Here is a 24,462-nt window from a genome sequence, read left to right on the forward strand (position 1 = left end):
GCAGGAGCGAGCGATGCTCGCACAATGACAGACCGCGAGTCGCCTGGAAGAAGACATTTCAACCGGCCAGACCACCCGCTCCTACAAATCGCCGATCACTTGCTGGCGGCGCCATCCGGCACGAACACGTAACCCACGCCCCACACGGTCTGGATATACCGCGGCTTGGAAGGATCAGGCTCGATCATCCGGCGCAGGCGGGAAATCTGCACGTCGATGGAACGCTCCAGCGCATCCCATTCACGACCACGGGCCAGGTTCATCAGCTTGTCGCGGGTCAGCGGCTGACGGGCGTTCATCACCAGGGCCTTGAGCACGGCGAACTCACCGGTGGTGAGCATGTGGACCTCATCGCCGCGCTTGAGCTCGCGGGTGGCCAGGGACAGTTCATAGTCGCCGAAGGTCACGCTTTCGTCTTCGCTGCCCGGCGCGCCAGGCACCGGCGCCGACTGACGACGCAGCACCGCCTTGACGCGGGCCATCAGCTCGTCGGGGTTGAACGGCTTGGCCAGGTAATCGTCGGCGCCCAGTTCAAGGCCCTTGATACGGCTCAACTCGTCGCCCTTGGCGGTGAGCATGATGATCGGGATCTGGTTGTTGGCGCCGCGCAGGCGGCGGCAGGCGGTCAGGCCGTCTTCACCGGGCAGCATCAGGTCGAGTACCACCAAGTTGAACACTTCACGGGCCAGCAACCGATCCATTTGCTCGGTGTTCGGTACGGTGCGGGCGCGGTAGCCCTTGCTGACGAAAAAGCGTTCCAGCAGGCTGCTCAGCCCCGGATCATCGTCAACAATAAGAATTTTTTCGCCTTCAGCAGTTTGTGCTGTGCTGCTCATAGGAAGCTCCTTTGATCTCGGCGCGCATTATGGCCTAGCTGCCGTTATACGCACCGTGTGCATTGTTAGCAGATTTTTCCTCTATCTCCACAAATCCGGGTATCAAGCCTACAGACCCTGTCACCCCCTCAGGACGGAACGCTGGTTATAATGCCCGGCCTTTTGTGCCAGGGAATGCCGGATCGTGATCCCGGCGTGCCATTTTTTAGCGTTGGCCAGGCAGTACTTTTTGAATTTCGCGGGTCAACAGGCAGCCTTTTGACCCAGGCAGCGGCGCATGCCAGGCCGCTCAACCAGTCTCGCCGAGCCCGGTTTCTGTGGTGGCGAGCCTGATTTCACAATTTTTCAGGTGGTTTTATGGACAGCATCAACAGCCGCATCGCCGAGGAACTCGGTGTACGCCCACAACAGGTCGAAGCGGCCGTCGCGCTACTCGATGAAGGTTCCACGGTGCCTTTCATCGCCCGTTACCGGAAAGAAGTGACCGGCAGCCTCGATGACACCCAATTGCGGCATCTGGAAGAGCGCCTGCGCTACCTGCGAGAACTCGACGAACGGCGCATCAGCATCCTGGCCAGCATCCAGGAGCAGGGCAAGCTGACCCCGCAACTCGAGCGCGACATCAAGCTGGCCGACACCAAGACTCGTCTCGAAGACTTGTACCTGCCCTACAAGCAAAAGCGCCGCACCAAGGGCCAGATCGCCCTGGAAGCCGGCCTCGGCGAGCTGGCCGACGGCCTGTTCAACGACCCGACCCTGGCCCCGGAAACCGAAGCCGCGCGCTTCGTCGATGCCGAAAAAGGCGTGGCGGACGTGAAGGCGGCGCTGGAGGGTGCCAAGTACATCCTCATGGAGCGTTTCGCCGAGGACGCCAACCTGTTGGAAAAACTGCGCAACTTCCTCAAACAGGAAGCCATCCTCAGCGCCCGGGTAATCGCCGGCAAGGAAGAGGAAGGCGCGAAGTTCCGCGACTACTTCGAACACGACGAACCGCTCAAGAGCATGCCGTCCCACCGCGCACTGGCGATTTTCCGCGGACGCAACGAAGGCATCCTCAGCTCCGCGCTGAAGGTCGGTGAAGAATTGCCCGGCACCATGCACCCGTGCGAAGGCATGATCGGCCAGCAGTTCGGCATCCAGAACCAGAACCGCGCCGCCGACAAATGGCTGGCTGAAGTGGTGCGCTGGACTTGGAAGGTCAAGCTCTACACCCACCTGGAAACCGACCTGCTGGGCGAGTTGCGCGACAACGCCGAGACCGAGGCGATCAACGTATTCGCCCACAACCTGCACGACCTGCTGCTGGCCGCACCGGCCGGCCCGCGCGCCACCCTGGGCCTGGACCCGGGCCTGCGCACCGGTTGCAAGGTGGCGGTAGTTGATTCCACCGGCAAACTGCTGGACCACGCCACGGTCTACCCGCACGTGCCACACAACAAGTGGGACCAGACCCTCGCCGTGCTCGCCGCCCTGTGCGCCAAGCATTCGGTGGATCTGATCGCCATCGGCAACGGCACCGCCAGCCGCGAGACCGACAAACTGGCCGCCGAGCTGATCAAGAAATACCCGGCCATGAAAATGACCAAGGTCATGGTCTCCGAGGCCGGCGCTTCGGTTTACTCGGCCTCGGAGCTGGCCTCCAAGGAATTCCCCGACCTCGACGTGTCGATCCGTGGCGCGGTGTCCATCGCCCGTCGCCTGCAGGATCCACTGGCGGAGCTGGTGAAGATCGACCCCAAATCCATCGGTGTCGGCCAGTACCAGCACGACGTTTCCCAACTGAAACTGGCGCGCGGCCTGGACGCGGTGGTGGAGGACTGCGTGAACGCCGTGGGCGTGGACGTGAACACCGCTTCGGTGGCGCTGCTGGCGCGGATCTCCGGCCTGAACGCCACGCTGGCGCAGAACATCGTCACCCACCGTGACGAACATGGCGCGTTCAAGACCCGCGCCGCGTTGAAGAAAGTCCCGCGCCTGGGTGAAAAAACCTTCGAACAGGCCGCCGGCTTCCTGCGGGTCATGAACGGCGACAACCCACTGGACTCTTCGGCTGTCCACCCTGAAGCCTACCCGCTGGTGCAACGCATCGCCGCCCAGACCGACCGCGACATCCGCTCGCTGATCGGTGATGCCGCGTTCCTCAAGCGCCTGGACCCGAAGAAATTCACCGACGAAACCTTCGGCCTGCCCACCGTCACCGACATCCTTCAGGAACTGGAAAAACCGGGCCGCGACCCGCGCCCCGAGTTCAAGACCGCCGAGTTCCAGGACGGCGTCGAAGACCTCAAGGACCTGCAACCGGGCATGATCCTCGAAGGCGTGGTGACCAACGTCACCAACTTCGGTGCCTTCGTCGACATCGGTGTGCACCAGGACGGTCTGGTGCACATCTCGGCGTTGTCCGAGAAGTTCATCAAGGACCCGCGCGAAGCGGTGAAGGCCGGCGATGTGGTGAAAGTGAAGGTCATGGAAGTCGACATCCCGCGCAAACGCGTCGGCCTGTCGATGCGCATGAGCGACACACCGGGCGAGAAAATCGACGGTGCCCGCGGTGCGCGCCCTGGCTCGACACCCCGCCAGTCGCAAAACACCGCGCCGCGCAAGGAAACCGCCACGGCGGCCCCGGCCAATAACGCCATGGCCTCGCTGTTCGCCAACGCCAAGCAGTTGAAGAAACGCTAATGGACGCGCCAGCCGGGTTGGTGGAGAGCGCGTTCTTCAAGCTGCTCGGCTGCCGTCTGCAGAGCCTGGGGGACGGGGTGGCGCAAGTCGCCCTGAGCCTTGAGCCGCCGTTGCGCAACCGCGGCGGCAAGCTGCACGGCGGCGCGCTGTTCAGCCTGGTGGACATCGCCATGGGCCTGGCCTGTTCCAGTGTCCATGGCTTTGACCAGCAGAGCGCGACCATCGAATGCAAGATCAACTACATTCGCGCCGTGTCCGACGGCGACGTGTTGTGCACCGCCCGGGTCATCCACCCCGGTCGGCGCACGCTGGTGGTCGAGGCCGAGGTGATGCAAGGCGACAAACTGGTCGCAAAAGCGCAAGGCACGTTCGCTGTCCTATAGCTCCCTGTCATCGATTTGAGTTAATTTCGACGCCATGAATGCGGCATCGAACTTCCCTGTGGGAGCGAGCTTGCTCGCGATAGCGGTATGTCAGTTGGCTCGTTATTGACTGCTCCACCGCCATCGCGAGCAAGCTCGCTCCCACAGTGGGGTTGCGGTGGCGAGTCTTTGGCACGAAAACCAGGCGAAAACGCCAGTTTTAACTTCACCCTTGTAGACCGTCTTGCCCACCCCCATATTGGGGCGACTGACGCGTGAAGGAATTCAACTTGAGCGACCTTTTAAACCGCCGCCTGGCCCTGCTCGGCGAGCGCGCCAACCTCTCCCTGCTCGAACAGTGCCTGCATGGCATCGAGCGTGAATGCCTGCGCGTCACGGACGATGGACGTCTGGCGCAGACCCCGCATCCCAAGGCCCTGGGTTCGGCGCTGACCAACGAACAGATCACTACCGACTATTCCGAGTCGCTGCTGGAGTTCATCACGCCGGCCCTGGCCAACCCGGCCGATACCCTGCGCAGCCTCGACAAGATCCACCGGTTTGCCTACAGCAAACTTGGCGACGAGTACTTGTGGAGCCCGTCGATGCCGTGCCCGCTGCCGGCGGAAGAGGACATCCCTATCGCGTATTACGGCACCTCGAACATCGGCCGGCTCAAGTACGTCTACCGCAAGGGCCTGGCCCTGCGCTACGGCAAGACCATGCAATGCATTGCCGGGATCCACTACAACTTTTCCCTGCCGGAAAAACTCTGGCCCCTGCTCCGCCAGAACGAAGCGGCCGAAGTGAGCGACCGTGACTTCCAGTCGTCGGCCTATATCGCGCTGATCCGTAATTTCCGCCGCTACAGCTGGTTGCTCATGTACCTGTTCGGTGCCTCGCCGGCCCTGGACATCGGTTTCCTGCGGGGCCGCCCGCACCAGTTGGAACAACTGGACCCGGACACCTTGTACCTGCCCTACGCCACCAGCCTGCGCATGAGCGACCTGGGTTACCAGAGCAACGCCCAGGCAGGGCTCACGCCTTGCTACAACGACCTGGCGAGCTACACCGACAGCCTGCGCAAAGCGGTGGCAACGCCCTACGCGCCGTACGTCGAAGTCGGCACTCACCAGAACGGCGAGTGGGTGCAGCTCAATACCAACATCTTGCAGATCGAAAACGAGTACTACTCCAACATCCGCCCCAAACGCGTGACCTACACCGGAGAGCGGCCGATCCAGGCCTTGATGGCCCGGGGTATCCAGTACGTCGAAGTGCGTTGCCTGGACATCAACCCGTTCCTGCCGATGGGCATCGACCTCACCGAGTCGCGCTTCCTCGATGCGTTCCTGCTGTATTGCGGCCTCAATGACAGCCCGCAGCTGGAAAACAACGAATGCGGCAACGCCACGAGCAACTTCCTGACCGTGGTCAAGGAAGGTCGCAAGCCAGGCCTGCAATTGCAGCGCCAGGGTCAAGCGGTGGACATGCAGGCCTGGGCCGTGGAATTGCTGGAAAAAATCGCCCCGCTGGCCTCGCTGCTCGACCAGAGCCAAGGTGGCGATGCCCATCGCCAGGCGCTGGACGCGCAATTGGCGAAAGTCCGCGATCCGTCCCTGACGCCCTCCGCCCAGGTGCTGGCCGCGATGGCCGAACACCAGGAAAGCTTCGCCCAGTTCTCCCTGCGCCAAAGCAAGGCCCACGCCGAATTCTTCCGCGCCGAGCCGTTGCCTGCCCAGGAGCAGACAGCCTTCGAAGCAACCGCCCGGGAATCACTGGTCCAGCAAGCCGAGCTGGAGCAGAACGAGGTGGGGGATTTCGATGTGTTCGTGGGTTCGTATCAGGCGAGCATCCTGGCGATCAGCAACTGAGCCCTCTTTGACGAAGACGGCTTTTTGTGGCGAGGGAGCTTGCTCCCGCTGGACTGCAAAGCAGGCCCCTTTTACGGCTGCTACGCAGCCGAGCGGGAGCAAGCTCCCTTGCCACAAGGGCTCCGAGCCGTCTTCAATAGATTTTTTCGAAAATAAGCTCATTCGAAAAAGTTATTTATTTTCCAATTCTTAGATCATTTAGTCTCCTCCAACGCCGAACATCCGGCGGCCTGTTGAGGAGATTTTCCATGTCTTTGCGTTTCCCCCTTCGCCTTCTCGCGGCCGCCTCCCTGGCCGCAACGAGTCTTTTTGCCCAGGCGGTCGACCTGACCGTCGCTTACCAGACCACCGTCGACCCGGCCAAAGTCGCCCAGGCCGATGGCGCCTATGAAAAAGCCACCCAAGCCAAGATCGACTGGCGCAAGTTCGACAACGGCGCCGATGTCATCAGCGCCATCGCCTCGGGCGACGTGCAGATCGGCTACCTCGGCTCCAGCCCATTGACGGCCGCAATCACCCGCCAGGTCCCGGTGGAAACCTTCCTCATCGCCACCCAGATCGGCGCCGCCGAGGCCTTGGTGGTTCGTGATGGCTCCGGCATTAATTCCCCGCAAGATCTGATCGGCAAGAAGATCGCCGTGCCGTTCGTGTCCACCGGGCACTACAGCCTGCTCGCCGCGTTGAAGCATTGGAACATCGACCCGTCGAAAGTCACCGTGCTCAACCTGGCGCCACCGGCCATCATCGCCGCCTGGAAGCGCGGCGACATCGATGCCACGTACGTCTGGGACCCGGCCCTGGGCGTGGCCAAGGAAAACGGCAAGGTGCTGATCACCTCCGCGGAACTGGCCAAGTTCGGCGCACCAACCTTCGATGCCTGGATCGTGCGCAAGGACTTCGCCCAGAAGCATCCTGAAATTGTCACCGCCTTCGCCAAAGTCACCCTGGACGCCTACGCCCAGTACCGCAAGGACCCAAAAGCCTGGCTGGCCGATGCGTCCAATGTCGACAAACTGGTGAAGCTCTCCGGCGCCAAGGCCAGTGATATCCCGCTGTTGCTGCAAGGCAACGTCTTTCCCCTGGCGGCCGATCAGGTCGTGAGTCTTGGCACACCGACCACCCAAGCCATCACCGACACCGCCGCGTTCCTCAAAGAGCAAGGCAAGGTCGACGCCGTACTGCCGGACTACGCGCCTTACGTCAGCGCCAAATACATCACTCACTGATCAAAAAAGGGAGACAGGCGATGGCCTTGCTACAGCTGGAGCGCATCAGCGCACAGTACCCCGGCGCGGCGGAACCGGTGCTGGCGGATATTTCCCTGACCCTGGGGCCGAAGCAGTTGCTGGTTGCCCTTGGCCCGTCCGGCAGTGGCAAGACATCGCTGTTGAACCTGATTGCCGGGTTCGTCGAGCCCAGCGCCGGGCAGATCACCCTCGACGGTACGCCGGTCAAGGGCCCGAGCGCCGAGCGCGGCGTGGTGTTCCAGGATGATGCGCTGCTGCCCTGGCAGGACGTGCTGGCAAACGTTGGGTTCGGCCTGGAACTGGCCGGGGTCGCCAAGCAAAAGCGTGAGGCTCGCGCCCGGGAAATGCTTGCCCTCGTGGACCTGGCCGGTTTCGAGCAACGCCGCGTCTGGCAGCTCTCCGGCGGCCAGAAGCAACGCGTCGGCCTGGCCCGGGCATTGGCGGCCGACCCGCGTGTGCTGTTGATGGACGAACCCTTCGGTGCGCTGGACGCCTTCACCCGTGAGCAGATGCAGGAACTGTTGCTGCAGGTCTGGCAGCGCACCGCCAAGCCGGTGTTTCTGATCACCCATGACATTGAAGAAGCCGTCTTCCTTGCCACTGACTTGATTCTGCTGGCACCGAACCCGGGGCAGATCGTCGAGCGCCTGAGCCTGGATTTCGGTCAGCGCTACGAGGCAGGGGAGTCGGCGCGGTCGATCAAGTCCGACCCGCGCTTCATCGAAACCCGCGAGCATGTGCTCGCCAAAGTGTTCTCCCAACGCAGCGCCACTCGACCCCAGGAGCGCGCATGAGCAGCTACGAAATTCCAGCCGTGATCAGTGATGCGGCGAACAAGCCCACGGCCAGCGACTTGAGACCCCATCTGAGTACGCGCTGGATCAGTGGCTTGACCTTGATCGCCTTGCTGGCAGCCTGGTGGGCCGTCACCGCCAGCGGTCTGATCGAACCACTGTTCCTGCCCCCGCCGTCGGCCGTGCTGCAAAAAGGCTGGTTGCTGGTGACCCATGGCTACATGGACTCCACTCTCTGGCAACACTTGGCCGCCAGCCTTGAACGCATCGGCCTGGGCCTGTTGTTCGCAGTGCTGACGGCGGTGCCGGTGGGCATCGCCATTGGCGCCAACCGCATCGCGCGCGGCGTGCTCGATCCGTTGATCGAGTTCTACCGGCCGATTCCACCGTTGGCGTACCTGCCGTTGATCGTGATCTGGTGCGGCATCGGCGAGTTGTCGAAGGTACTGCTGATCTACCTGGCGATCTTCGCCCCAATCGCCATTGCCACCGCCACCGGCGTGCGCACCGTCGACCGGGCCAAGCTGCGCGCGGCCCAATCGCTGGGCGCCACACGGGCACAGTTGATTCGCCATGTGATCGTGCCCAGTGCCCTGCCGGACATCCTCACCGGTATTCGCATTGGCCTGGGCGTAGGTTGGTCGACGTTGGTGGCCGCCGAGCTGATTGCCGCCACCAGCGGCCTGGGGTTCATGGTGCAGTCAGCGGCGCAGTTCCTGGTCACCGATGTGGTGGTGCTGGGGATCCTGGTGATCGCACTGATCGCCTTCGCCATGGAAATGGGCTTGCGCGCCCTGCAACGCAAACTGGTGCCCTGGCACGGCCAGACCCATTGAGACCCAATGACCACGCCGTCCATTCGGCGCCCCACCGCGAGAACACGACAATGAGCCGCCCGATCATTACCCCTTTGAGCATCGCCCTTGGCGCGCAGATCAGCGGGATCGATATTAGCCAGCCACTGAGCTCGGAACATCGTGATGTCATCGAGCAGGCCCTGCTTGAGCATCAGGTGCTGTTCTTTCGCGACCAACCAATCGAGCCGACGCAGCAAGCGCGTTTCGCCGCCTATTTTGGTGACCTGCACATTCACCCGATCTACCCCAACGTGCCGGAGCAGCCTGAAGTATTGGTGCTCGACACCGCCGTCACCGATGTCCGCGACAACGCCGTGTGGCACACCGACGTGACCTTCCTCCCGACGCCCGCCCTGGGCGCGGTGCTCAGCGCCAAACTGCTGCCGACGGTGGGCGGCGATACCTTGTGGGCCAGCGGCATCGCCGCCTACGAAGCCTTGTCGACACCGTTGAAACACTTGCTGGAAGGCCTGACGGCGACTCATGACTTCACCCGTTCCTTTCCATTGGAACGGTTTGGTAACACCGCCGAGGACCTGGAACGCTGGGAACAAGCACGACGGAAAAACCCGCCGCTGTCCCACCCGGTGATCCGCACCCATCCGGTGAGCGGGCGTCGGTCGCTGTTCGTCAATGAAGGCTTCACCACGCGCATCAACGAACTGTCGGAGACCGAAAGCGAGGCGATCCTGAAACTGCTCTTTGCCCACGCCACTCGCCCGGAGTTCACCCTGCGCTGGCGTTGGCAGGTCAACGACGTGGCGTTCTGGGACAACCGCGTCACCCAGCATTTTGCCGTGGACGACTACCGCCCCGCCCGGCGGGTGATGCACCGGGCGACGGTGTTGGGGGATGTGCCGTTTTTCAAGTAAGGCACTGGATCTGAATTGCTCTTGTGGCGAGGGGATTTATCCCCGCTGGGCTGCGAAGCAGCCCTAAACCTGAGCATGCGGTGTATCAGGTTGATCCAGTTGGCTGCTTGGGGGGGGCCGCTTCGCAGCCCAGCGGGGATAAATCCCCTCGCCACAGATCATCTCCAGTCACAGGATTGTATGTTCAGCCGAACATCGCTGATCGGCTGATTCATTACTCCGCCGACGAAGGTTTCTCCCAAAGATTGATCCCGCCTTCCTGGGCAAACCGGTCGATCTCGGCCAGTTCTTCGGCGCTGAAGTTCAGGTTCTGCAAGGCCGCGACGTTCTCAATGATCTGCTCCGGCCGGCTGGCGCCGATCAGGGCGCTGGTCACGCGGGGATCACGCAAGGTCCAGGCCAGCGCCATCTGGGCCAGGCTCTGGCCGCGACGCTGGGCGATCTCATTGAGCGCACGCACGTGGGCGAGGTTCTCCTCTGACAAGTGCGAAGCCTGCAACGAGCCACCGCCCGGACGATTCACCCGCGCGTCGGCCGGAACGCCCTTGAGGTACTTGTCGGTCAGCAGGCCTTGAGCCAGCGGGGTGAAGGCAATCACACCGGTACCCAATTCGTCGGTGGCGTCCAGCAGGTCTTTTTCCACCCAGCGGTTGAGCAGGTTGTAAGCCGGCTGGTGGATCAGCAGCGGGACTTTCCACTCCTTGAGCAGCGCCGCCATTTCCCGGGTCTTCACCCCGGAATACGAGGAAATACCGATGTACAACGCCTTGCCCTGCTGCACCGCAGTGGCCAGCGCACTGGCGGTTTCTTCCAGTGGCGTATCGGGGTCGAAACGGTGGGAATAGAAGATATCCACATAGTCCAGCCCCAGGCGTTGCAGACTCTGGTCGAGGCTGGCCAGCACGTATTTGCGCGAACCACCGCCCTGGCCGTAAGGCCCCGGCCACATGTCCCAACCGGCCTTGCTGGAGATGATCAACTCATCGCGGTACTGCTTGAAATCTTCGCGCAGCAATCGGCCGAAATTGATCTCGGCGCTGCCGTAGGGCGGGCCGTAGTTGTTCGCCAGGTCGAAGTGGTTGATCCCCAGGTCGAACGCCGTGCGCAGCAAGGCGCGCTGGGTGTCGATGGGCGTACTGTCGCCAAAGTTGTGCCACAACCCCAGCGACAACGCCGGCAGCACCAGACCGCTGCGACCGACGCGGCGGTAAGGAATGGACTCGTAGCGGTTTTGCGCAGCGGTGTAGGTCATCGAAAAGGCTCTCTGTTCGGACGGCTGGTGGCAGAAGCTAACATTTCACAGACGCCTCGGTCAGGCTGAAAGTTCGCATATCAGGTGTGGGAGCGGGCTTGCTCGCGAAAGCGGTGTGTCAGTCAGCACAAATTTCGAATTTGCCGACGCATTCGCGAGCAAGCCCGCTCCCACAGGGTTTTGCAGTGCCAGGAAGTCGGAGGGCACACTAACGCGCCTGCGCAAACACCTCCGCCACCCAATCCACGAATACGCGAACCCGTGGCGACATGAGTCGGTTGTGCGGATAAAGCACCGAGACCGGCATGGACGGTGGTGGGGTGGCAGGGAGGACTTCCTGGATCAGGCCCTGCTGGATCTGCTCTTGCATTCGGTAATGCGGGCATTGGATCAGGCCCAGGCCGGCGATGGCCGAGGCGGCATAGATTTCGGCGCCGGACACCGACAACGAGCCCCCGATCGGCACCTCCTTGAGTTCGCCATCGACCATGAACTCAAACGGATAGAGCTTGCCGGTGGTCCGCGAGACGTAATTCACCGCCCTGTGATGTTTCAAGTCATCGAGGCTTGTCGGTACGCCGTGCTGGCGCAGGTAACCGGGACTGGCACAGGTGATTTGCCGAAGGTTGGCGACACGCCGGCCGATCAATGACGAGTCCGTCAGCGCACCGGAGCGCAGCACGCAATCGACGCCCTCGGCAATCAGGTCGACAAACCGATCCGCCTCGCTGATGAACAGTTCTATTTCGGGGTAGCGGGCCATGAATTGTGGTAACGCCGGAATGACGAAATACCTGGCCTGGGTGCCGTGCAGGTCTAGTCTCAGTTTGCCTTTGGGCGCCACGCCGCGAAACGCCAGTTCGGCTTCTTCGAGCTCCGCCAGCAATTGCACGCAGCGTGGGTAGTAGGCTTCGCCATCGAGGGTCGGGCGCACCTTGCGAGTGCTGCGCTCCAGCAAACGAACGCCCAGCCAGGCTTCGAATTGATTGAGCGTGTGGGTCAGCGTGGCCCGGGGCATGTTCAAGTCTTCAGCGGCCAGGGTGAAGCTGCTGCGCTCGTAGATGCGGACAAACACCCTCATCGCCTTGACTTGGTCCATCTGAGCCCCACGCACTGATTGTTGGAAAAAATTGAACAGTCAAGGCAACTCTCGTGCATTTATCGCCAAGAGTAAACATGTGAATCTGACCTCAACGGATCCCAACCCCTCAATCTCAAAGGAACCCTCACATGACTGTTCAAAACTCGAAAGTTGCCATCGTGACCGGCGCCTCCCGCGGCATTGGCGCCGAAATCGCCAAGCAACTGGCCAGCGACGGTTTTGCCGTTGTCGTCAATTACGCCAACAGCGCCAGCGAGGCGTCCAGGTTGGTGGTGCAATTGCGCCAGGCTGGCCACCAAGCCATAGCGGTCAAGGCGGACGTATCTTCCGCCGCCGATGTGCGGCGGATGTTCGATGAAACCGAAGCGCAGTTGGGCAAGGTAGATGTGTTGATCAATAACGCTGGCATTCTCCAGGTGATGCCCCTGGCGCAGCACAGCGACGAGCTGTTCGAGCAGACGTTCGCCATCAACACCCGTGGCACCTTCAACACCCTGCGCGAAGCCGCGACCCGGCTGAACGACGGCGGCAGGATCGTGAATTTTTCCAGCAGTACCGTAGGCCTGAACCTGCCCGGCTACTCGGTGTACATCGCCAGCAAGGCGGCGGTGGAATCCCTGACCCAGGTGTTTGCCAAGGAACTGCGCGGGCGCCAGATCACGGTGAATGCCGTGGCCCCCGGCCCGGTCGCCACTGAACTGTTCATGCACGGCAAGAGCGAAGAACAGGTGCAGCACTACGCCAAGATGCCGCCCCTGGAACGCCTCGGCCAGCCCCAGGACATTGCCAGCATCATCGCGTTCCTGGTGAGCCCGGCCGCTGGCTGGGTGAATGGGCAGGTCCTGCGGGCCAATGGCGGGCTGGTCTGAGGCTTCGTTCTGCGTCGCCAGTCAAACCGCTATCGCGAGCAAGCTCGCTCCCACAAGGAAATCACTAGCCCTGTAGGAGAGAACCACTTAACCCTGTGGGAGCGAGCTCGCTCGCGATGAGGCCGTGAAGATAGAAAAACCAGGACCTCTGTCAGCGCACCAAATGCAGGAACTGCAAATGCCGCTCGTACTGGTCGAGGATGTCGTTGATGACTTGCTCCTTGGTATAGCCCACCAAATCGTAATCCTGGCTGCCTTCACTCAAGTGCACCTCGGCACGGTAGTAGCGTCGGTTGTTGAGCTCCTTCGAGCCCATGCCGCCGCGGGCGAAGGACGGCGTGAAGTAGCCGCGCATCTGCACCTGGTAAATAAACGGATGCTGCTCCCCGTGGCCGATCTCCAGGCTGACGCTGTCGTTGGCCGGGTCAGGCTGGGTCACCACCGTCAGGCCCTTCTCGACGAACACCGCGGTCACTTCTTCAATGGCCGGGCGCACCGTCGTGTCGAGGAAACGGTACACCTCATCACGGGACGGAAAATGCACCGCCTGGCTCAAGCGCTGGCGCCAGCCGCCCGTGCCCCGGCGCGCCCCCGACACCGGCGCCAGGGAATGCAATTGCGCGATCTGCTTCTGGGACTCCAGGTAAAACGCCTTGTGCAGGCCCCACATCATCAACAGCAAAATCAACGAGAACGGCAGGGACGTCAGCACCACCGCCGACTTCAAGGCATCGATGCTGCCGGAGAACAACAACGCACTGGTCACCAGGGCCGTCATCGCGCCCCAGAACACCCGCAGCCATTTCGGCCCGTCCTCATCGGGGTTGCCGCCCTTGGCCGACAACGTCGACAGCACCACCGTGCCCGAGTCGGCAGACGTGACGAAAAACACGAAGCTGATGAACACGGTGACCGCGATGACGGTCTTGCTCCAGGGATAGGTTTCCAGCAGCAGGTAAAGGCTCATCGATGGGTTTTCCAGGGCGGACATGCCCAGGGCGCTCATGCCGTGGTTCAACACTTGGTCGATGGCGCTGTTGCCGAAGATCGACATCCACGCCAGGGTGAAACCCAGGGGGATCAGCAACACGCCAAACACGAATTCACGGATGGTGCGACCACGGGAAATCCGTGCGATGAACAGCCCCACGAACGGCGACCACGCGATCCACCAGGCCCAGTAGAACACCGTCCAGCCGCCCAGCCAGTCGCTGGGTTTGTTGTAGGCGTACAGGTCGAAACTCTTCATCGGCAGCGCGCCGAGGTAATCGCCGATGTTCTGGATCAAGGTGTTGAGCAAATGCTGGGTGGGCCCGGCGAACAGCACGAACAGCAACAATGCACAGGCCAACAGCATGTTGATGTCGGACATGACCCGCACGCCCTTGTCGACACCGGCCACCGCCACGAGGATCGCCGCCCCCATCATTAGCACGATCAGGCCGACCTGAATCCACTGGGTGTGGGCGATGCCGAACAGGTAGTCGAGCCCGGAATTGAGGTGCAGCACACCAAAGCCCATGTCCGCGCCGAGGCCGAACACCGTCGCGATAATGCCGAAGCCGTCCACGGCGTAACCGATGGGGCCGTTTATGCGCTTGCCGATCAACGGGTACAACGCCGAACGCAGGGCCAGCGGCAGATTGTGCCGATAGGCGAAGTACGCCAAGGCCATACCGACGAACGCGAAAACGCCCCAGCCGTGCAGGCCCCAGTGCAAGAACAGGATCTGCATGGCCTGACGCGCCGCCTCGGCGGTACCGGCCTCGCCTTGGGGCGGTTGCACCATGTGGGTCAGCGGCTCGGAAACGCAGAAGAAAAACAGCGTGATGCTGATGCCGGCGGCGAACAGCATGCCGGCCCAGGACAGATAACTGAATTCGGGCTCGTCGTGGTCGGCACCGAGCTTGATCTTGCCGTAGCCGGACAAGGCGGTGACCACCACGAAGACCAGATACAGCGTCATCGCCAGCATGTAGTACCAGCCGACCGTATTGGCCGCCCAGTTCTGCGCGGCCAGCAACCAGGCGCCGGCTTGCGCGGGCATGGCAATCACCACCAGGCCGAACAGCAGGATAAAGGTCGCGGCGAAGTAAAAGACCGGCGGGTTCATGCGGACCAGGCCGCTGGGTGGCAGGGACGAGGCACTCATGAACGAAGCCCCCCGGGGAGCAAAAGGGTGGCAATGGAATACGGACTCGGCAAAGGCAAGCCTCCTGTTGTGAGCGGGCAGCAAACCGACGGTTTAACTTGAATGAACGTTCAAGTTAAACATGAATAGCCAGCTAAGGACTAATCGCAGGGCTCGACGGTACGTTTCCTACGCGAGCCCGTGGGAGGGTAGACGCTGCCTGGTATGTATTCGTTCAGTGTTCAACAGACACCACACAGCCCCTGTGGGAGCGGGCTTGCTCGCGATGGCGGTAGGTCAGTAAATAAATAGGCCAACTGACCCACCGCTATCGCGAGCAAGCTCGCTCCCACAGGTTTTTCGACGATCACTCATCATTCGCCACCCCGTTTACACTCCGACCCATGATTGCCGGTTGCCCCTGAATATCGGCGTGCCTATAGTCCAGACATCGCCTACAACCAGTACGGACTCATGATCAAAGAACAGTTGTCTCGCTTTAACCGTCTCGACCTGCTCGACCATCCGACACCGCTGGAAAAACTCGACCGCCTCTCCACCTGGCTCGGCCGGGACATCTATATCAAGCGCGACGACCTGACGCCCCTGGCCTTGGGCGGCAACAAACTGCGCAAGCTCGAATACCTGGCCGCCGATGCCATCGCTCAGGGTGCCGATACCCTCATCACGGCCGGGGCGATCCAGTCCAACCACGTTCGCCAGACCGCCGCCCTGGCCGCGAAGCTCGGCCTGGGTTGTGTCGCCTTGCTGGAAAACCCCATCGGCACCGAAGACAGCAATTACCTGGGCAACGGCAACCGGCTGTTGCTGGAGCTGTTCGACGCCAAGGTCGAGCTGGTGGACAACCTGGACAACGCCGACGAGCAATTGCAGGCCCTCGCCGCTCGCTTGCGCAGCAATGGGAAAAAACCCTACCTGGTGCCGATTGGCGGCTCGAACGCCTTGGGCGCGCTGGGGTATGTGCGTGCTGGCCTGGAACTGGCCGAGCAGATCAAGGACACCGGGATCGAGTTCGCTGCCGTGGTACTGGCCTCGGGCAGTGCCGGGACCCACAGCGGCCTGGCGCTGGCGTTGAGTGAAAGCCTGCCGGCGCTTGCGGTCATTGGCGTCACGGTTTCCCGCAGCGAGGAGGACCAGTTTCCGAAGGTCCAGGGCCTGGCCGAGCGCACGGCAGCGTTGCTGGACGTCGCCCTTCCAGAAGCGTTCAAGGTGAACCTGTGGGATGAATACTTCGCCCCTCGCTATGGTGAACCGAATGCCGGGACACTGGCGGCGGTCAAGCTGCTGTCCAGCCAGGAAGGCCTGTTGCTCGATCCGGTCTACACGGGCAAGGCCATGGCCGGCCTGCTCGACGGCATTGGCCGCGACCGTTTCGACGAAGGCCCGATCATCTTCCTGCACACCGGCGGCGCACCGGCGTTGTTTGCCTACAGTGCGGCGTTCCAGGCTTAGTGAAGACTTCGGTGGAAGCCTTCTGTGGGAGCGAGCTTGCTCGCGATAGCGGCATGTCAACTGCATAAATTTCTGCTGATCCACCGCGATCGCGAGCAAGCTCGCTCCCACAAATTTTCATTCCAAATAAACATATGCGTTTTATTTAATATTATTTTCCAATCTATAAAAGCCAACTTATAGTCTCGCCGCAGGCGCATTTGCCGCGAGACGCCCAGGCTGCTTTAAGGCAGGATGTGGCAATCTTTTCGGATCGCTGCTACGCCTTATCTCAGCCAAAATAACCTCTTCATAAGAAAACACAGGGGCTTGTCATGAATTTTTCCGCATTACGTCGCAACCTGTTGGTGGGTTCGCTGGGCCTGGCATTGAGCGCCGGGCTGCTGGGGCAAGCAGTTGCCGGTGAGCAACTGCAAGCAATCAAGGACAAAGGCGAAATCAAGATCGGCTTGGAAGGTACTTATCCACCGTTCAGCTTCGTTGATGACAGCGGCAAGCTGACCGGCTTCGAAGTGGAATTCTCCGAAGCCCTGGCCAAGGAACTGGGGGTGAAGGTCAAGCTGCAGACGACCCCATGGGCCGGCATCCTCGCGGCGTTGGAATCCAAGCGTCTGGACGCCGTGGTCAACCAGGTGACCATCTCCGAAGAACGTAAGAAAAAGTATGACTTCTCCGAGCCGTACACCATTTCCGGGATTCAAGCGCTGGTACTGACCAAGAAAGCCGACGAGCTGAACATCAAGAAGGCCGCTGACCTGGACGGTAAAAAAGTCGGCGTGGGCCTGGGCACCAACTACGAACAGTGGGTAAAAGCTGAAGTACCGGGCGCCCAAGTCAAAACCTACGATGACGACCCAACCAAGTTCCAGGACCTGCGTGTCGGCCGTATCGATACCATCCTGATCGACCGCCTGGCCGCGCTGGAATACGCCAAGAAAGCCAAGGACACCACCGTCACCAGCGAAGCCTTTTCGCGTCAGGAGTCCGGTATTGCCCTGCGCAAAGGCGAGCCTGAGTTGCTGGCGGCCGTGAACAAGGCCATCGAGAAACTGCGCGCCGACGGTACGCTGAAAAAGCTTTCGGAAAAATACTTCAGCGCTGACGTTACCCAATAATGGAAGCAGCTCTTCAACTCGCACTGGACTCCGCGCCCTTTTTGCTCAAGGGCGCGTATTACACGGTCATCCTCAGCCTGGGCGGCATGTTTTTCGGCCTGCTGCTGGGGTTCGGCCTGGCGCTGATGCGCTTGTCGCGCTTCAAACTGGTGAACTGGATCGCCCGCATCTACGTGTCGTTCTTTCGCGGCACGCCGTTGCTGGTGCAGTTGTTCGTGATCTATTACGGGTTGCCGCAACTGGGCATCGAGCTGGATCCGCTGCCCGCGGCCCTGATCGGTTTCTCGCTGAACATGGCAGCCTATGCGTGTGAAATCCTGCGGGCCGCCATCAGTTCCATCGAGCGCGGCCAGTGGGAAGCGGCGGCGAGTATCGGCATGACCCGCGCCCAGACCCTGCGCCGGGCCATCCTGCCGCAAGCCGCACGTACGGCCCTGCCGCCGTTGGGCAACAGCTTCATTTCCCTGGTCAAGGACACCGCGCTGGCGGCGACCATCCAGGTGCCGGAGCTGTTCCGCCAGGCGCAGCTGATCACCGCACGAACCTTCGAAATCTTCACCATGTACCTTGCCGCCGCGCTGATCTATTGGGTTCTTGCCACCGTGCTCTCGCACCTGCAGAACGTCCTGGAAGCCCGGGTCAATCGGCATGACCAGGAGTCCTGACCAATGATTGTCGTGGAAAAACTGACAAAGCAGTTCAAGGGTCAGGTGGTGCTCAACGGCATCGACCTGAAGATCGAAGAAGGCGAAGTGGTTGCGATCATCGGCCCTAGCGGCTCGGGCAAGACGACGTTCCTGCGCTGCCTGAACTTCCTCGAAGAGCCTTCCAGCGGCCGGATCAAGGTCGGCGACATCGAGATCGATGGCAGCCGCCCGCTGAACCAGCAACAGGGCCTGGTGCGCCGTTTGCGCCAGCAGGTGGGCTTCGTGTTCCAGAACTTCAACCTGTTTCCCCATCGCACCGCGCTGGAGAACGTGATCGAAGGCCCGCTGGTGGTGAAAAAGACTCCACGCGCAGAAGCCGAGGTCCTGGGCCGCAAGCTCTTGGCCAAGGTCGGCCTGTCCGGCAAGGAAGACGCCTACCCACGACGTCTTTCCGGTGGCCAGCAACAGCGCGTGGCGATCGCCCGGGCGTTGGCGATGGAACCGGCGGTGATCCTGTTCGACGAGCCGACCTCGGCCCTCGATCCGGAGCTGGTGGGCGAGGTCCTGGCAACCATTCGCGGCCTGGCCGAAGAAAAACGCACCATGGTCATCGTGACCCACGAAATGGGCTTCGCCCGGGACGTGGCTAACCGTGTGGTGTTTTTCGACAAAGGCGTGATCGTCGAACAAGGCGAAGCCAAGGCTTTGTTTGCAGCCCCCAAGGAAGAACGTACGCGACAGTTCCTCAGCAAGTTTCTCTCTGCCGGACACGACAGCCAGTAAATCAGCGTTATCACTTCCAGGGATGGAAGTGAGGCCGTCGCACAACTAATACGCCATCGCTATTCACTTCACCCGAACGACACAACTTGCAACTTCCGCCCTACTAACTTCTTCAATTGCTCTATATAGGCAGCAGTCTGTATAGACCTCTCGTAACATATCCCTGCAGCCCAGCCCTCTAAAGCCTAGTTGCCATACACTGTTTCGAGCCCTTGTCGGAAAACCGACAAGCCTAGGAAATTTGCCTGCCGCGCCGCGCATTCTTAACACGCACGCGTAGGATGTTTCTGAAGCCTTTCACAATGAGTTATTAGGCAAGTGCCTCTATTGACACTGAAACTATTGACCCTTTATCTAGTGCCCAACAGGCAACGCACATTATTTGATGTTTGCGCAGTGACTAGACGCAGACAGCCCATAGGGCTGCGCAAATAAAAATATGTCGCGATGATCCATCGCCTTTTGATCTTCCCGAAACGGACTTAGTTTTCAAGCATCAAGGAGAACACCATGACATGTAAGTCGAAGAGTCCTGAACTGGCCGCCCCCACCCTGGCCAATGCCCACCCTACTGGCATCAATATCGCCAACGCCGCTCACTTGGAGGTGATTATTGCGCCTTACCCCGGCATGGACGTGGGCGATCTGATCGAACTGTTCTGGGACAACTGCTACGTCGGCTCGCGCGTGCTGTCGCAGGCCGATGTGTCGGGCCCCATCACCCTCCGCGTCCCGGAGAGTTTTATCGTCAACGGTACCTCGCGCATCCATTATCGGGTAATGCAGGTTGGACGCGGGCCGGCGCTGTCGGCCAAGCAACAGGTGCAGGTGAAGCTCGATTGTCCCGGCGGCCAACCGTCAGCCCAGAGCGGCGACGAGAACCAGAGCCTGGCGCCGGTGCGCATTCCCGCCACCATCCGGCGCCAAGGGGTGAACCCGAACCAGATCAAGCGCGGCGTACCGCTGACCATCGAGCCCTACCGGAACATGGCCGCCGGCGATGCCGTGACCCTGCGCTGGGGCGATGTGCGCATGGACTTGCCTGCGCTCACCACCAGCGAAGTCGGCCAGCCGATCAATATCTGGGTCCCGCCGCAGATCATCCTGGAGGCGGGAGAAGACCTGCGCCTGGAAGTGACCTACTGCATCCTCGACCGCGTGGGCAACAACTCCCACTGGGCACCGCCACGGACGTTGAAGATCGGTTGCGCCAATCCGTACTTGAGCACGTCACCGAAACCGGCGTTCATGGCCGCCGAAACGCGCCGCCGAGAGCCATGATGCAAACGTTTCGGCGATACACATGCTTTTGTGGCGAGGGAGCTTGCTCCCGCTTGGGCTGTGGGAGCAAAGCTTGCTCGCGAAACAGGCGCCTCGATTCTGCAAGACCGCATCCTGTCCATCGCGGGCAAGCCTTGCTCCCACATAGCGGGAGCAAGCTCCCTCGCCACGAAAAGCGGCTTCGCCCCTAAGCGAGCATACGGTCCTCCATTTAAAACCAACCTATATATATTCCTAAAAGTTAGTTCAAAAATAAATTACACACGATTAGGGTATATAAACCGGACCACCGGACATTCTTGATTTTTGCTCGCCGCCTTCATCGCGGCGTTTCTTGAGATGTGAGGTGGGTATGGAACGGAACACAATCACCCCAGTGCAGTATGCCAAGGCACTGCCCGCAGCCACGGAGTGGCTGTAATGTCGGATCTGGCGCAAGCAAAGGTCCAGAGCGACCAGGACATCGCTCCGCTGTTGTTGCCCGCACAGGTGTTGCGCAACGATGCCGAGGCGATCAAAGCCGCCCATGAACTGGCACAAGTCGCCCGTCAGCAAGCGGCGCGTCGTGACCAGCAACGCAAGCTGCCCTGGGCGGAAATCGAGCAATTCACCCGCAGCGGACTGGGCAGCATCGCCATCCCCCGGGCCTACGGCGGCCCGCAGGTTTCGTTCGTCACCCTGGCCGACGTATTCGCAATCATTTCCGCCGCCGACCCGGCCCTGGGACAGATCCCGCAAAACCAGTTCGGCGTGCTCCAGCTGATTCTCGGTACCGGCACCGAGCGGCAGAAAAAAATCCTGTTGCAGAGCGTGCTCGAAGGCTGGCGCATCGGCAACGCCGGGCCCGAACGTGGCACCCGCAACACCCTTGAACTCAAGGCGCGGATCACCGCCGACGGTGACGGGTTCGTCATCAATGGCCAGAAGTTCTATTCCACTGGGGCACTGTTCGCCCACTGGGTCGCGGTCAAGGCGCTGAATGACGAGGGCCGGCAAGTACTGGCGTTCGTGCGGCGCGGCACCCCGGGCCTGCGGATCGTCGACGATTGGTCGGGCTTCGGCCAGCGCACCACGGCCAGCGGCACCGTGCTGTTGAACAATGTGCGGGTGGATGCCGAGTTGGTCCTGGAGAACTGGCGCATCAACGAAACGCCCGGCGTGCAAGGGGCGATTTCCCAACTGATCCAGGCCGCCATCGATGCCGGCATCGCCCGTGGCGCCATCGACGATGCCATCGCCTTCGTGCGCGAACGGGCCCGGCCCTGGATCGACGCCAAGGTCGAGCGGGCCAGTGATGACCTCTACGTGATCGCCGACATCGGCAAGCTGAAAATCGAGTTGCACGCCGCCGAAGCGTTGCTGCGCAAGGCCGGACAAGTACTGGACCAAGTCAGTGCCGCGCCCATCACAGCGCAATCTTCCGCTCGCGCCTCGATTGCCGTGGCCGAAGCCAAGGCACTCACCACCGAGATCGCCCTGCAGGCCAGCGAAAAACTGTTCGAGCTGGCCGGCAGCCGCGCCACCCTCGCCGAATTCAATCTCGATCGCCACTGGCGCAACGCACGGGTCCACACCCTGCACGATCCGGTGCGCTGGAAGTATCACGCGGTAGGCGCCTACCACCTGAACGGCACCTTGCCGGCCCGGCATTCCTGGATCTGACGACCCGACCTCTGGAGCAGTACATGACGCTTTCCCAACACGTCGCGGTGATCACCAGCGATGAACAAGCCCTGATCGTGGCCAGTGACCTGGCCGATGACTTCAAGCGCGACAGCGCCCTGCGCGACCGCGAGCGCCGCTTGCCGTACCCGGAGCTGGAGGCCTTTTCCCGCTCCGGCCTGTGGGGCATCAGTGTGCCCAAGGCCTACGGCGGAGCCGGGGTGTCCAACGTCACCCTGGCCAAAGTCATTGCGCTGATTGCTCAGGCTGACGGCTCTCTGGGGCAGATCCCACAAAACCACTTCTATGCCTTGGAAGTGCTGCGGGTGAACGGCAGCGAGTCGCAGAAACAACGCCTGTACGCCGAAGTATTGGCCGGCCAGCGTTTTGGCAATGCGTTAGCGGAGCTCGGCACCAAGACCGCCCACGACCGCATCACCCAACTGCGCCGTGACGGCGAGGGCTATCGCATCAACGGCCGCAAGTTCTACGCCACGGGGGCAATCTATGCCCAGCGCATCCCCACATCAGTGGTAGATGAAAACGGCGTGCAACAACTGGCGTTTGTTCCTCGCAACAGCAAAGGCCTGACGGTGATCGACGACTGGAGCGGTTTCGGCCAGCGCACCACGGGCAGCGGTTCGGTGGTGTTCGAAGATGTCTATGTCACCGCCAACGACATCGTGCCCTTCCAGAACGCTTTCGAACGTCCCACTCCGGTGGGGCCGCTGGCGCAGATTCTTCACGCCGCCATCGACACCGGCATCGCCCGCGCCGCCTATGAAGACGCCCTGCATTTTGTTCGCAGCAAAACCCGCCCCTGGATCGACGCCACCAGCGACGTCGCCACCGAAGACCCGCACACCCTCAAGAGTTTCGGTCAACTGAGCATCCGCCTGCATGCCGCCGAAGCCCTGTTGGAACGCGCCGGTGAATTCCTCGACCGGGCCCAGGCCGACACCCAGGCCGACACGGTCGCCGCCGCCTCGATTGCCGTGGCCGAAGCCCGCGCCATCAGCACCGAAATTTCCCTGGCCGCCAGCAGCACGCTGTTCGAACTGGCCGGCAGCCAGGCGACCCTGGCCGAACATGGCCTCGACCGTCACTGGCGCAACGCCCGGGTGCACACCCTGCATGACCCGGTGCGCTGGAAATATCACGCGGTGGGCAACTTCTACCTCAACGATGAAAAACCGCCGCTGCGGGGGACGATCTGATGGCGGCCGGCAAGAAAAAAATTCTCCTCAATGCCTTCAACATGAACTGCATCGGGCACATCAACCATGGCCTGTGGACTCATCCCCAGGACACCTCGACTCAGTTCAACACCCTCGAATACTGGACCGCCCTGGCGCAATTGCTCGAGCGCGGGTTGTTCGACGGGCTGTTCATCGCCGACATCGTCGGGGTCTATGACGTGTACCAACAGTCAGTGGACGTCACGCTCAAGGAGTCGATCCAACTGCCGGTCAATGACCCGCTGTTGTTAGTGTCCGCGATGGCCGCCGTGACCAAAAACCTCGGCTTCGGCCTCACCGCCAACCTGACCTACGAACCGCCCTACCTGTTTGCCCGACGCATGAGCACCCTCGACCACCTGAGTCGCGGCCGGGTCGGCTGGAACATCGTCACCGGCTATCTGGACAGCGCAGCCAAGGCCATGGGTCTGACAGCGCAGGTCGAGCATGACCGCCGCTACGACCAGGCCGATGAATACCTGCAAGTGCTCTACAAATTGTGGGAGGGTAGTTGGGAAAACAACGCGGTCATCAACGACCGCGAGCAACGGATTTATGCCCTGCCGGAGAAAGTGCACAAGGTCCGGCACCAGGGCGAGTTCTATCAGGTCGAGGGCTATCACCTGTGCGAACCGTCGCCCCAACGCACCCCGGTGCTGTTCCAGGCCGGCAGTTCCGAGCGCGGCTTGTTGTTCGCCGGGCAGCATGCCGAGTGCGTGTTCATCAGCGGCCAGAACAAACCGGCGACCAAGGCCCAGGTGGACAAGGTCCGCGCCAGCGCCGCCGAGGCCGGGCGCAACTCCGGGGACATTAAGGTGTTCATGGGCTTGAACGTGATCGTCGGCGAGACCGAAGCGGCCGCCTGGGCCAAGCATGCCGAGTACCTGGGCTACGCCAGCGCCGAGGCCGGGGTGGCGCATTTTTCCGCGTCGACGGGGATCGATTTTTCCCAGTACGAACTGGATGAGCCGATCCAGTACGTCAAGAGCAACGCCATCCAATCAGCCACCAAGACCCTGCAGAACAACGATTGGACCCGGCGCAAATTGCTGGAGCAACACGCCCTGGGCGGTCGCTACATCACCCTGGTCGGATCGCCCGAACAGGTGGCCGATGAGTTGGAATCGTGGATCGCCGAAACCGGCCTCGACGGCTTCAACCTGACCCGTATCGTCACGCCGCAAAGCTACGTGGACTTCATCGACCTGGTGATCCCCGAGTTGCAGCGACGCGGCTCGTACAAGACCGAATACGACAACGGCACCCTGCGCGAAAAGCTGTTTCACGCAGAGGCCCATTTGCCCGAACAACACACCGGCTCGACCTACCGGCACTGACCCTGGGGCTACCGACACTGACCCTGTGGGAACAAGGCACTGTGGGAG

General features: G+C 61.5%; 20 protein-coding genes. 16 read left to right on the forward strand and 4 right to left on the reverse strand.

The features are described 5' to 3' along the window. Nucleotides 1-95: 95 nt before the first annotated feature. Nucleotides 96-836, reverse strand: a complete 741-nt coding sequence (ompR, locus tag AB4N80_RS03765) for an osmolarity response regulator transcription factor OmpR (protein ID WP_003196691.1) — start codon at nucleotides 834-836, stop codon at nucleotides 96-98. A gap of 357 nt (nucleotides 837-1,193) precedes the next feature. Here ompR and AB4N80_RS03770 point away from each other — a divergent pair, with 357 nt between their 5' ends. The 7 genes from AB4N80_RS03770 (at nucleotide 1,194) to tauD (ending at nucleotide 9,524) form a co-directional block, all read left to right on the forward strand. Next, nucleotides 1,194-3,518 carry a Tex family protein gene (locus AB4N80_RS03770; RefSeq protein WP_122565190.1) on the forward strand — a complete coding sequence of 775 codons (2,325 nt, stop codon included), beginning with the start codon at nucleotides 1,194-1,196 and terminating at the stop codon, nucleotides 3,516-3,518. After that, nucleotides 3,518-3,901, forward strand: coding sequence for a PaaI family thioesterase (locus AB4N80_RS03775; RefSeq protein ID WP_122565189.1), 384 nt, complete (start codon nucleotides 3,518-3,520; stop codon nucleotides 3,899-3,901). Before AB4N80_RS03770 ends, AB4N80_RS03775 begins: the two co-directional genes overlap by 1 nt. A 269-nt stretch (nucleotides 3,902-4,170) precedes the next feature. Beyond that, entirely contained in the window at nucleotides 4,171-5,754 is a 1,584-nt protein-coding gene (gene gshA, locus AB4N80_RS03780) for a glutamate--cysteine ligase (protein ID WP_122565188.1), read from the forward strand. 248 nt (nucleotides 5,755-6,002) lie between these two features. Then, the gene (gene tauA / locus AB4N80_RS03785; protein ID WP_122565187.1) at nucleotides 6,003-6,980 is read left to right on the forward strand and encodes a taurine ABC transporter substrate-binding protein; all 978 of its coding nucleotides are present in this window, start codon (nucleotides 6,003-6,005) and stop codon (nucleotides 6,978-6,980) included. Nucleotides 6,981-7,000: 20 nt separating this feature from the next. Then, nucleotides 7,001-7,795 carry a taurine ABC transporter ATP-binding subunit gene (gene tauB, locus AB4N80_RS03790; protein ID WP_122565186.1) on the forward strand — a complete coding sequence of 265 codons (795 nt, stop codon included), beginning with the start codon at nucleotides 7,001-7,003 and terminating at the stop codon, nucleotides 7,793-7,795. Then, nucleotides 7,792-8,631 carry a taurine ABC transporter permease TauC gene (tauC, locus tag AB4N80_RS03795; RefSeq protein ID WP_460080756.1) on the forward strand — a complete coding sequence of 280 codons (840 nt, stop codon included), beginning with the start codon at nucleotides 7,792-7,794 and terminating at the stop codon, nucleotides 8,629-8,631. The genes tauB and tauC overlap by 4 nt, the downstream gene beginning before the upstream one ends. Before the next feature lie 50 nt (nucleotides 8,632-8,681). Beyond that, nucleotides 8,682-9,524 carry a taurine dioxygenase gene (gene tauD / locus AB4N80_RS03800; protein WP_122565184.1) on the forward strand — a complete coding sequence of 281 codons (843 nt, stop codon included), beginning with the start codon at nucleotides 8,682-8,684 and terminating at the stop codon, nucleotides 9,522-9,524. A gap of 214 nt (nucleotides 9,525-9,738) precedes the next feature. Here tauD and mgrA read toward each other — a convergent pair whose 3' ends face one another. Beyond that, on the reverse strand, nucleotides 9,739-10,776 hold the full coding sequence (mgrA, locus tag AB4N80_RS03805; protein ID WP_122565183.1) for an L-glyceraldehyde 3-phosphate reductase: 1,038 nt from the start codon (nucleotides 10,774-10,776) through the stop codon (nucleotides 9,739-9,741). Nucleotides 10,777-10,984: 208 nt separating this feature from the next. After that, entirely contained in the window at nucleotides 10,985-11,875 is an 891-nt protein-coding gene (locus AB4N80_RS03810; protein WP_460080761.1) for a LysR family transcriptional regulator, read from the reverse strand. A gap of 131 nt (nucleotides 11,876-12,006) precedes the next feature. Between AB4N80_RS03810 and AB4N80_RS03815 the strand changes: the two genes are divergently transcribed. Next, nucleotides 12,007-12,747 carry an SDR family oxidoreductase gene (locus tag AB4N80_RS03815; RefSeq protein ID WP_305482404.1) on the forward strand — a complete coding sequence of 247 codons (741 nt, stop codon included), beginning with the start codon at nucleotides 12,007-12,009 and terminating at the stop codon, nucleotides 12,745-12,747. 151 nt (nucleotides 12,748-12,898) lie between these two features. On the opposite strand, the gene betT is transcribed toward AB4N80_RS03815, so the two are convergent. Continuing rightward, the gene (betT, locus tag AB4N80_RS03820; protein ID WP_163006691.1) at nucleotides 12,899-14,860 is read right to left on the reverse strand and encodes a choline transporter BetT; all 1,962 of its coding nucleotides are present in this window, start codon (nucleotides 14,858-14,860) and stop codon (nucleotides 12,899-12,901) included. A gap of 492 nt (nucleotides 14,861-15,352) precedes the next feature. Between betT and AB4N80_RS03825 the strand changes: the two genes are divergently transcribed. From AB4N80_RS03825 to AB4N80_RS03860, 8 genes are all read left to right on the forward strand, one after another. Then, entirely contained in the window at nucleotides 15,353-16,351 is a 999-nt protein-coding gene (locus tag AB4N80_RS03825; protein ID WP_305469210.1) for a D-cysteine desulfhydrase, read from the forward strand. Between the two features lie 314 nt (nucleotides 16,352-16,665). Further along, nucleotides 16,666-17,466 carry a cystine ABC transporter substrate-binding protein gene (tcyJ, locus tag AB4N80_RS03830; protein WP_122565177.1) on the forward strand — a complete coding sequence of 267 codons (801 nt, stop codon included), beginning with the start codon at nucleotides 16,666-16,668 and terminating at the stop codon, nucleotides 17,464-17,466. After that, nucleotides 17,466-18,131 carry a cystine ABC transporter permease gene (gene tcyL, locus AB4N80_RS03835; protein WP_163006689.1) on the forward strand — a complete coding sequence of 222 codons (666 nt, stop codon included), beginning with the start codon at nucleotides 17,466-17,468 and terminating at the stop codon, nucleotides 18,129-18,131. The genes tcyJ and tcyL overlap by 1 nt, the downstream gene beginning before the upstream one ends. Nucleotides 18,132-18,134: 3 nt before the next feature. Further along, nucleotides 18,135-18,896 carry an L-cystine ABC transporter ATP-binding protein TcyN gene (tcyN, locus tag AB4N80_RS03840; RefSeq protein WP_122565176.1) on the forward strand — a complete coding sequence of 254 codons (762 nt, stop codon included), beginning with the start codon at nucleotides 18,135-18,137 and terminating at the stop codon, nucleotides 18,894-18,896. A 510-nt stretch (nucleotides 18,897-19,406) separates the two neighbouring features. Then, complete coding sequence (locus AB4N80_RS03845; protein WP_122565175.1) at nucleotides 19,407-20,177, forward strand: hypothetical protein; 771 nt, start codon at nucleotides 19,407-19,409, stop codon at nucleotides 20,175-20,177. Between the two features lie 420 nt (nucleotides 20,178-20,597). Then, nucleotides 20,598-21,839 carry an SfnB family sulfur acquisition oxidoreductase gene (locus AB4N80_RS03850; protein WP_305491504.1) on the forward strand — a complete coding sequence of 414 codons (1,242 nt, stop codon included), beginning with the start codon at nucleotides 20,598-20,600 and terminating at the stop codon, nucleotides 21,837-21,839. Nucleotides 21,840-21,862: 23 nt separating this feature from the next. After that, nucleotides 21,863-23,056 (forward strand): SfnB family sulfur acquisition oxidoreductase, encoded by a 1,194-nt coding sequence (locus tag AB4N80_RS03855; protein WP_122565173.1) that lies wholly within the window; start codon nucleotides 21,863-21,865, stop codon nucleotides 23,054-23,056. Further along, nucleotides 23,056-24,414, forward strand: coding sequence for an LLM class flavin-dependent oxidoreductase (locus AB4N80_RS03860; protein WP_122565172.1), 1,359 nt, complete (start codon nucleotides 23,056-23,058; stop codon nucleotides 24,412-24,414). Before AB4N80_RS03855 ends, AB4N80_RS03860 begins: the two co-directional genes overlap by 1 nt. Nucleotides 24,415-24,462 lie beyond the last annotated feature (48 nt).

The sequence above is a fragment of the Pseudomonas sp. H3_A02 genome, from assembly GCF_054671965.1.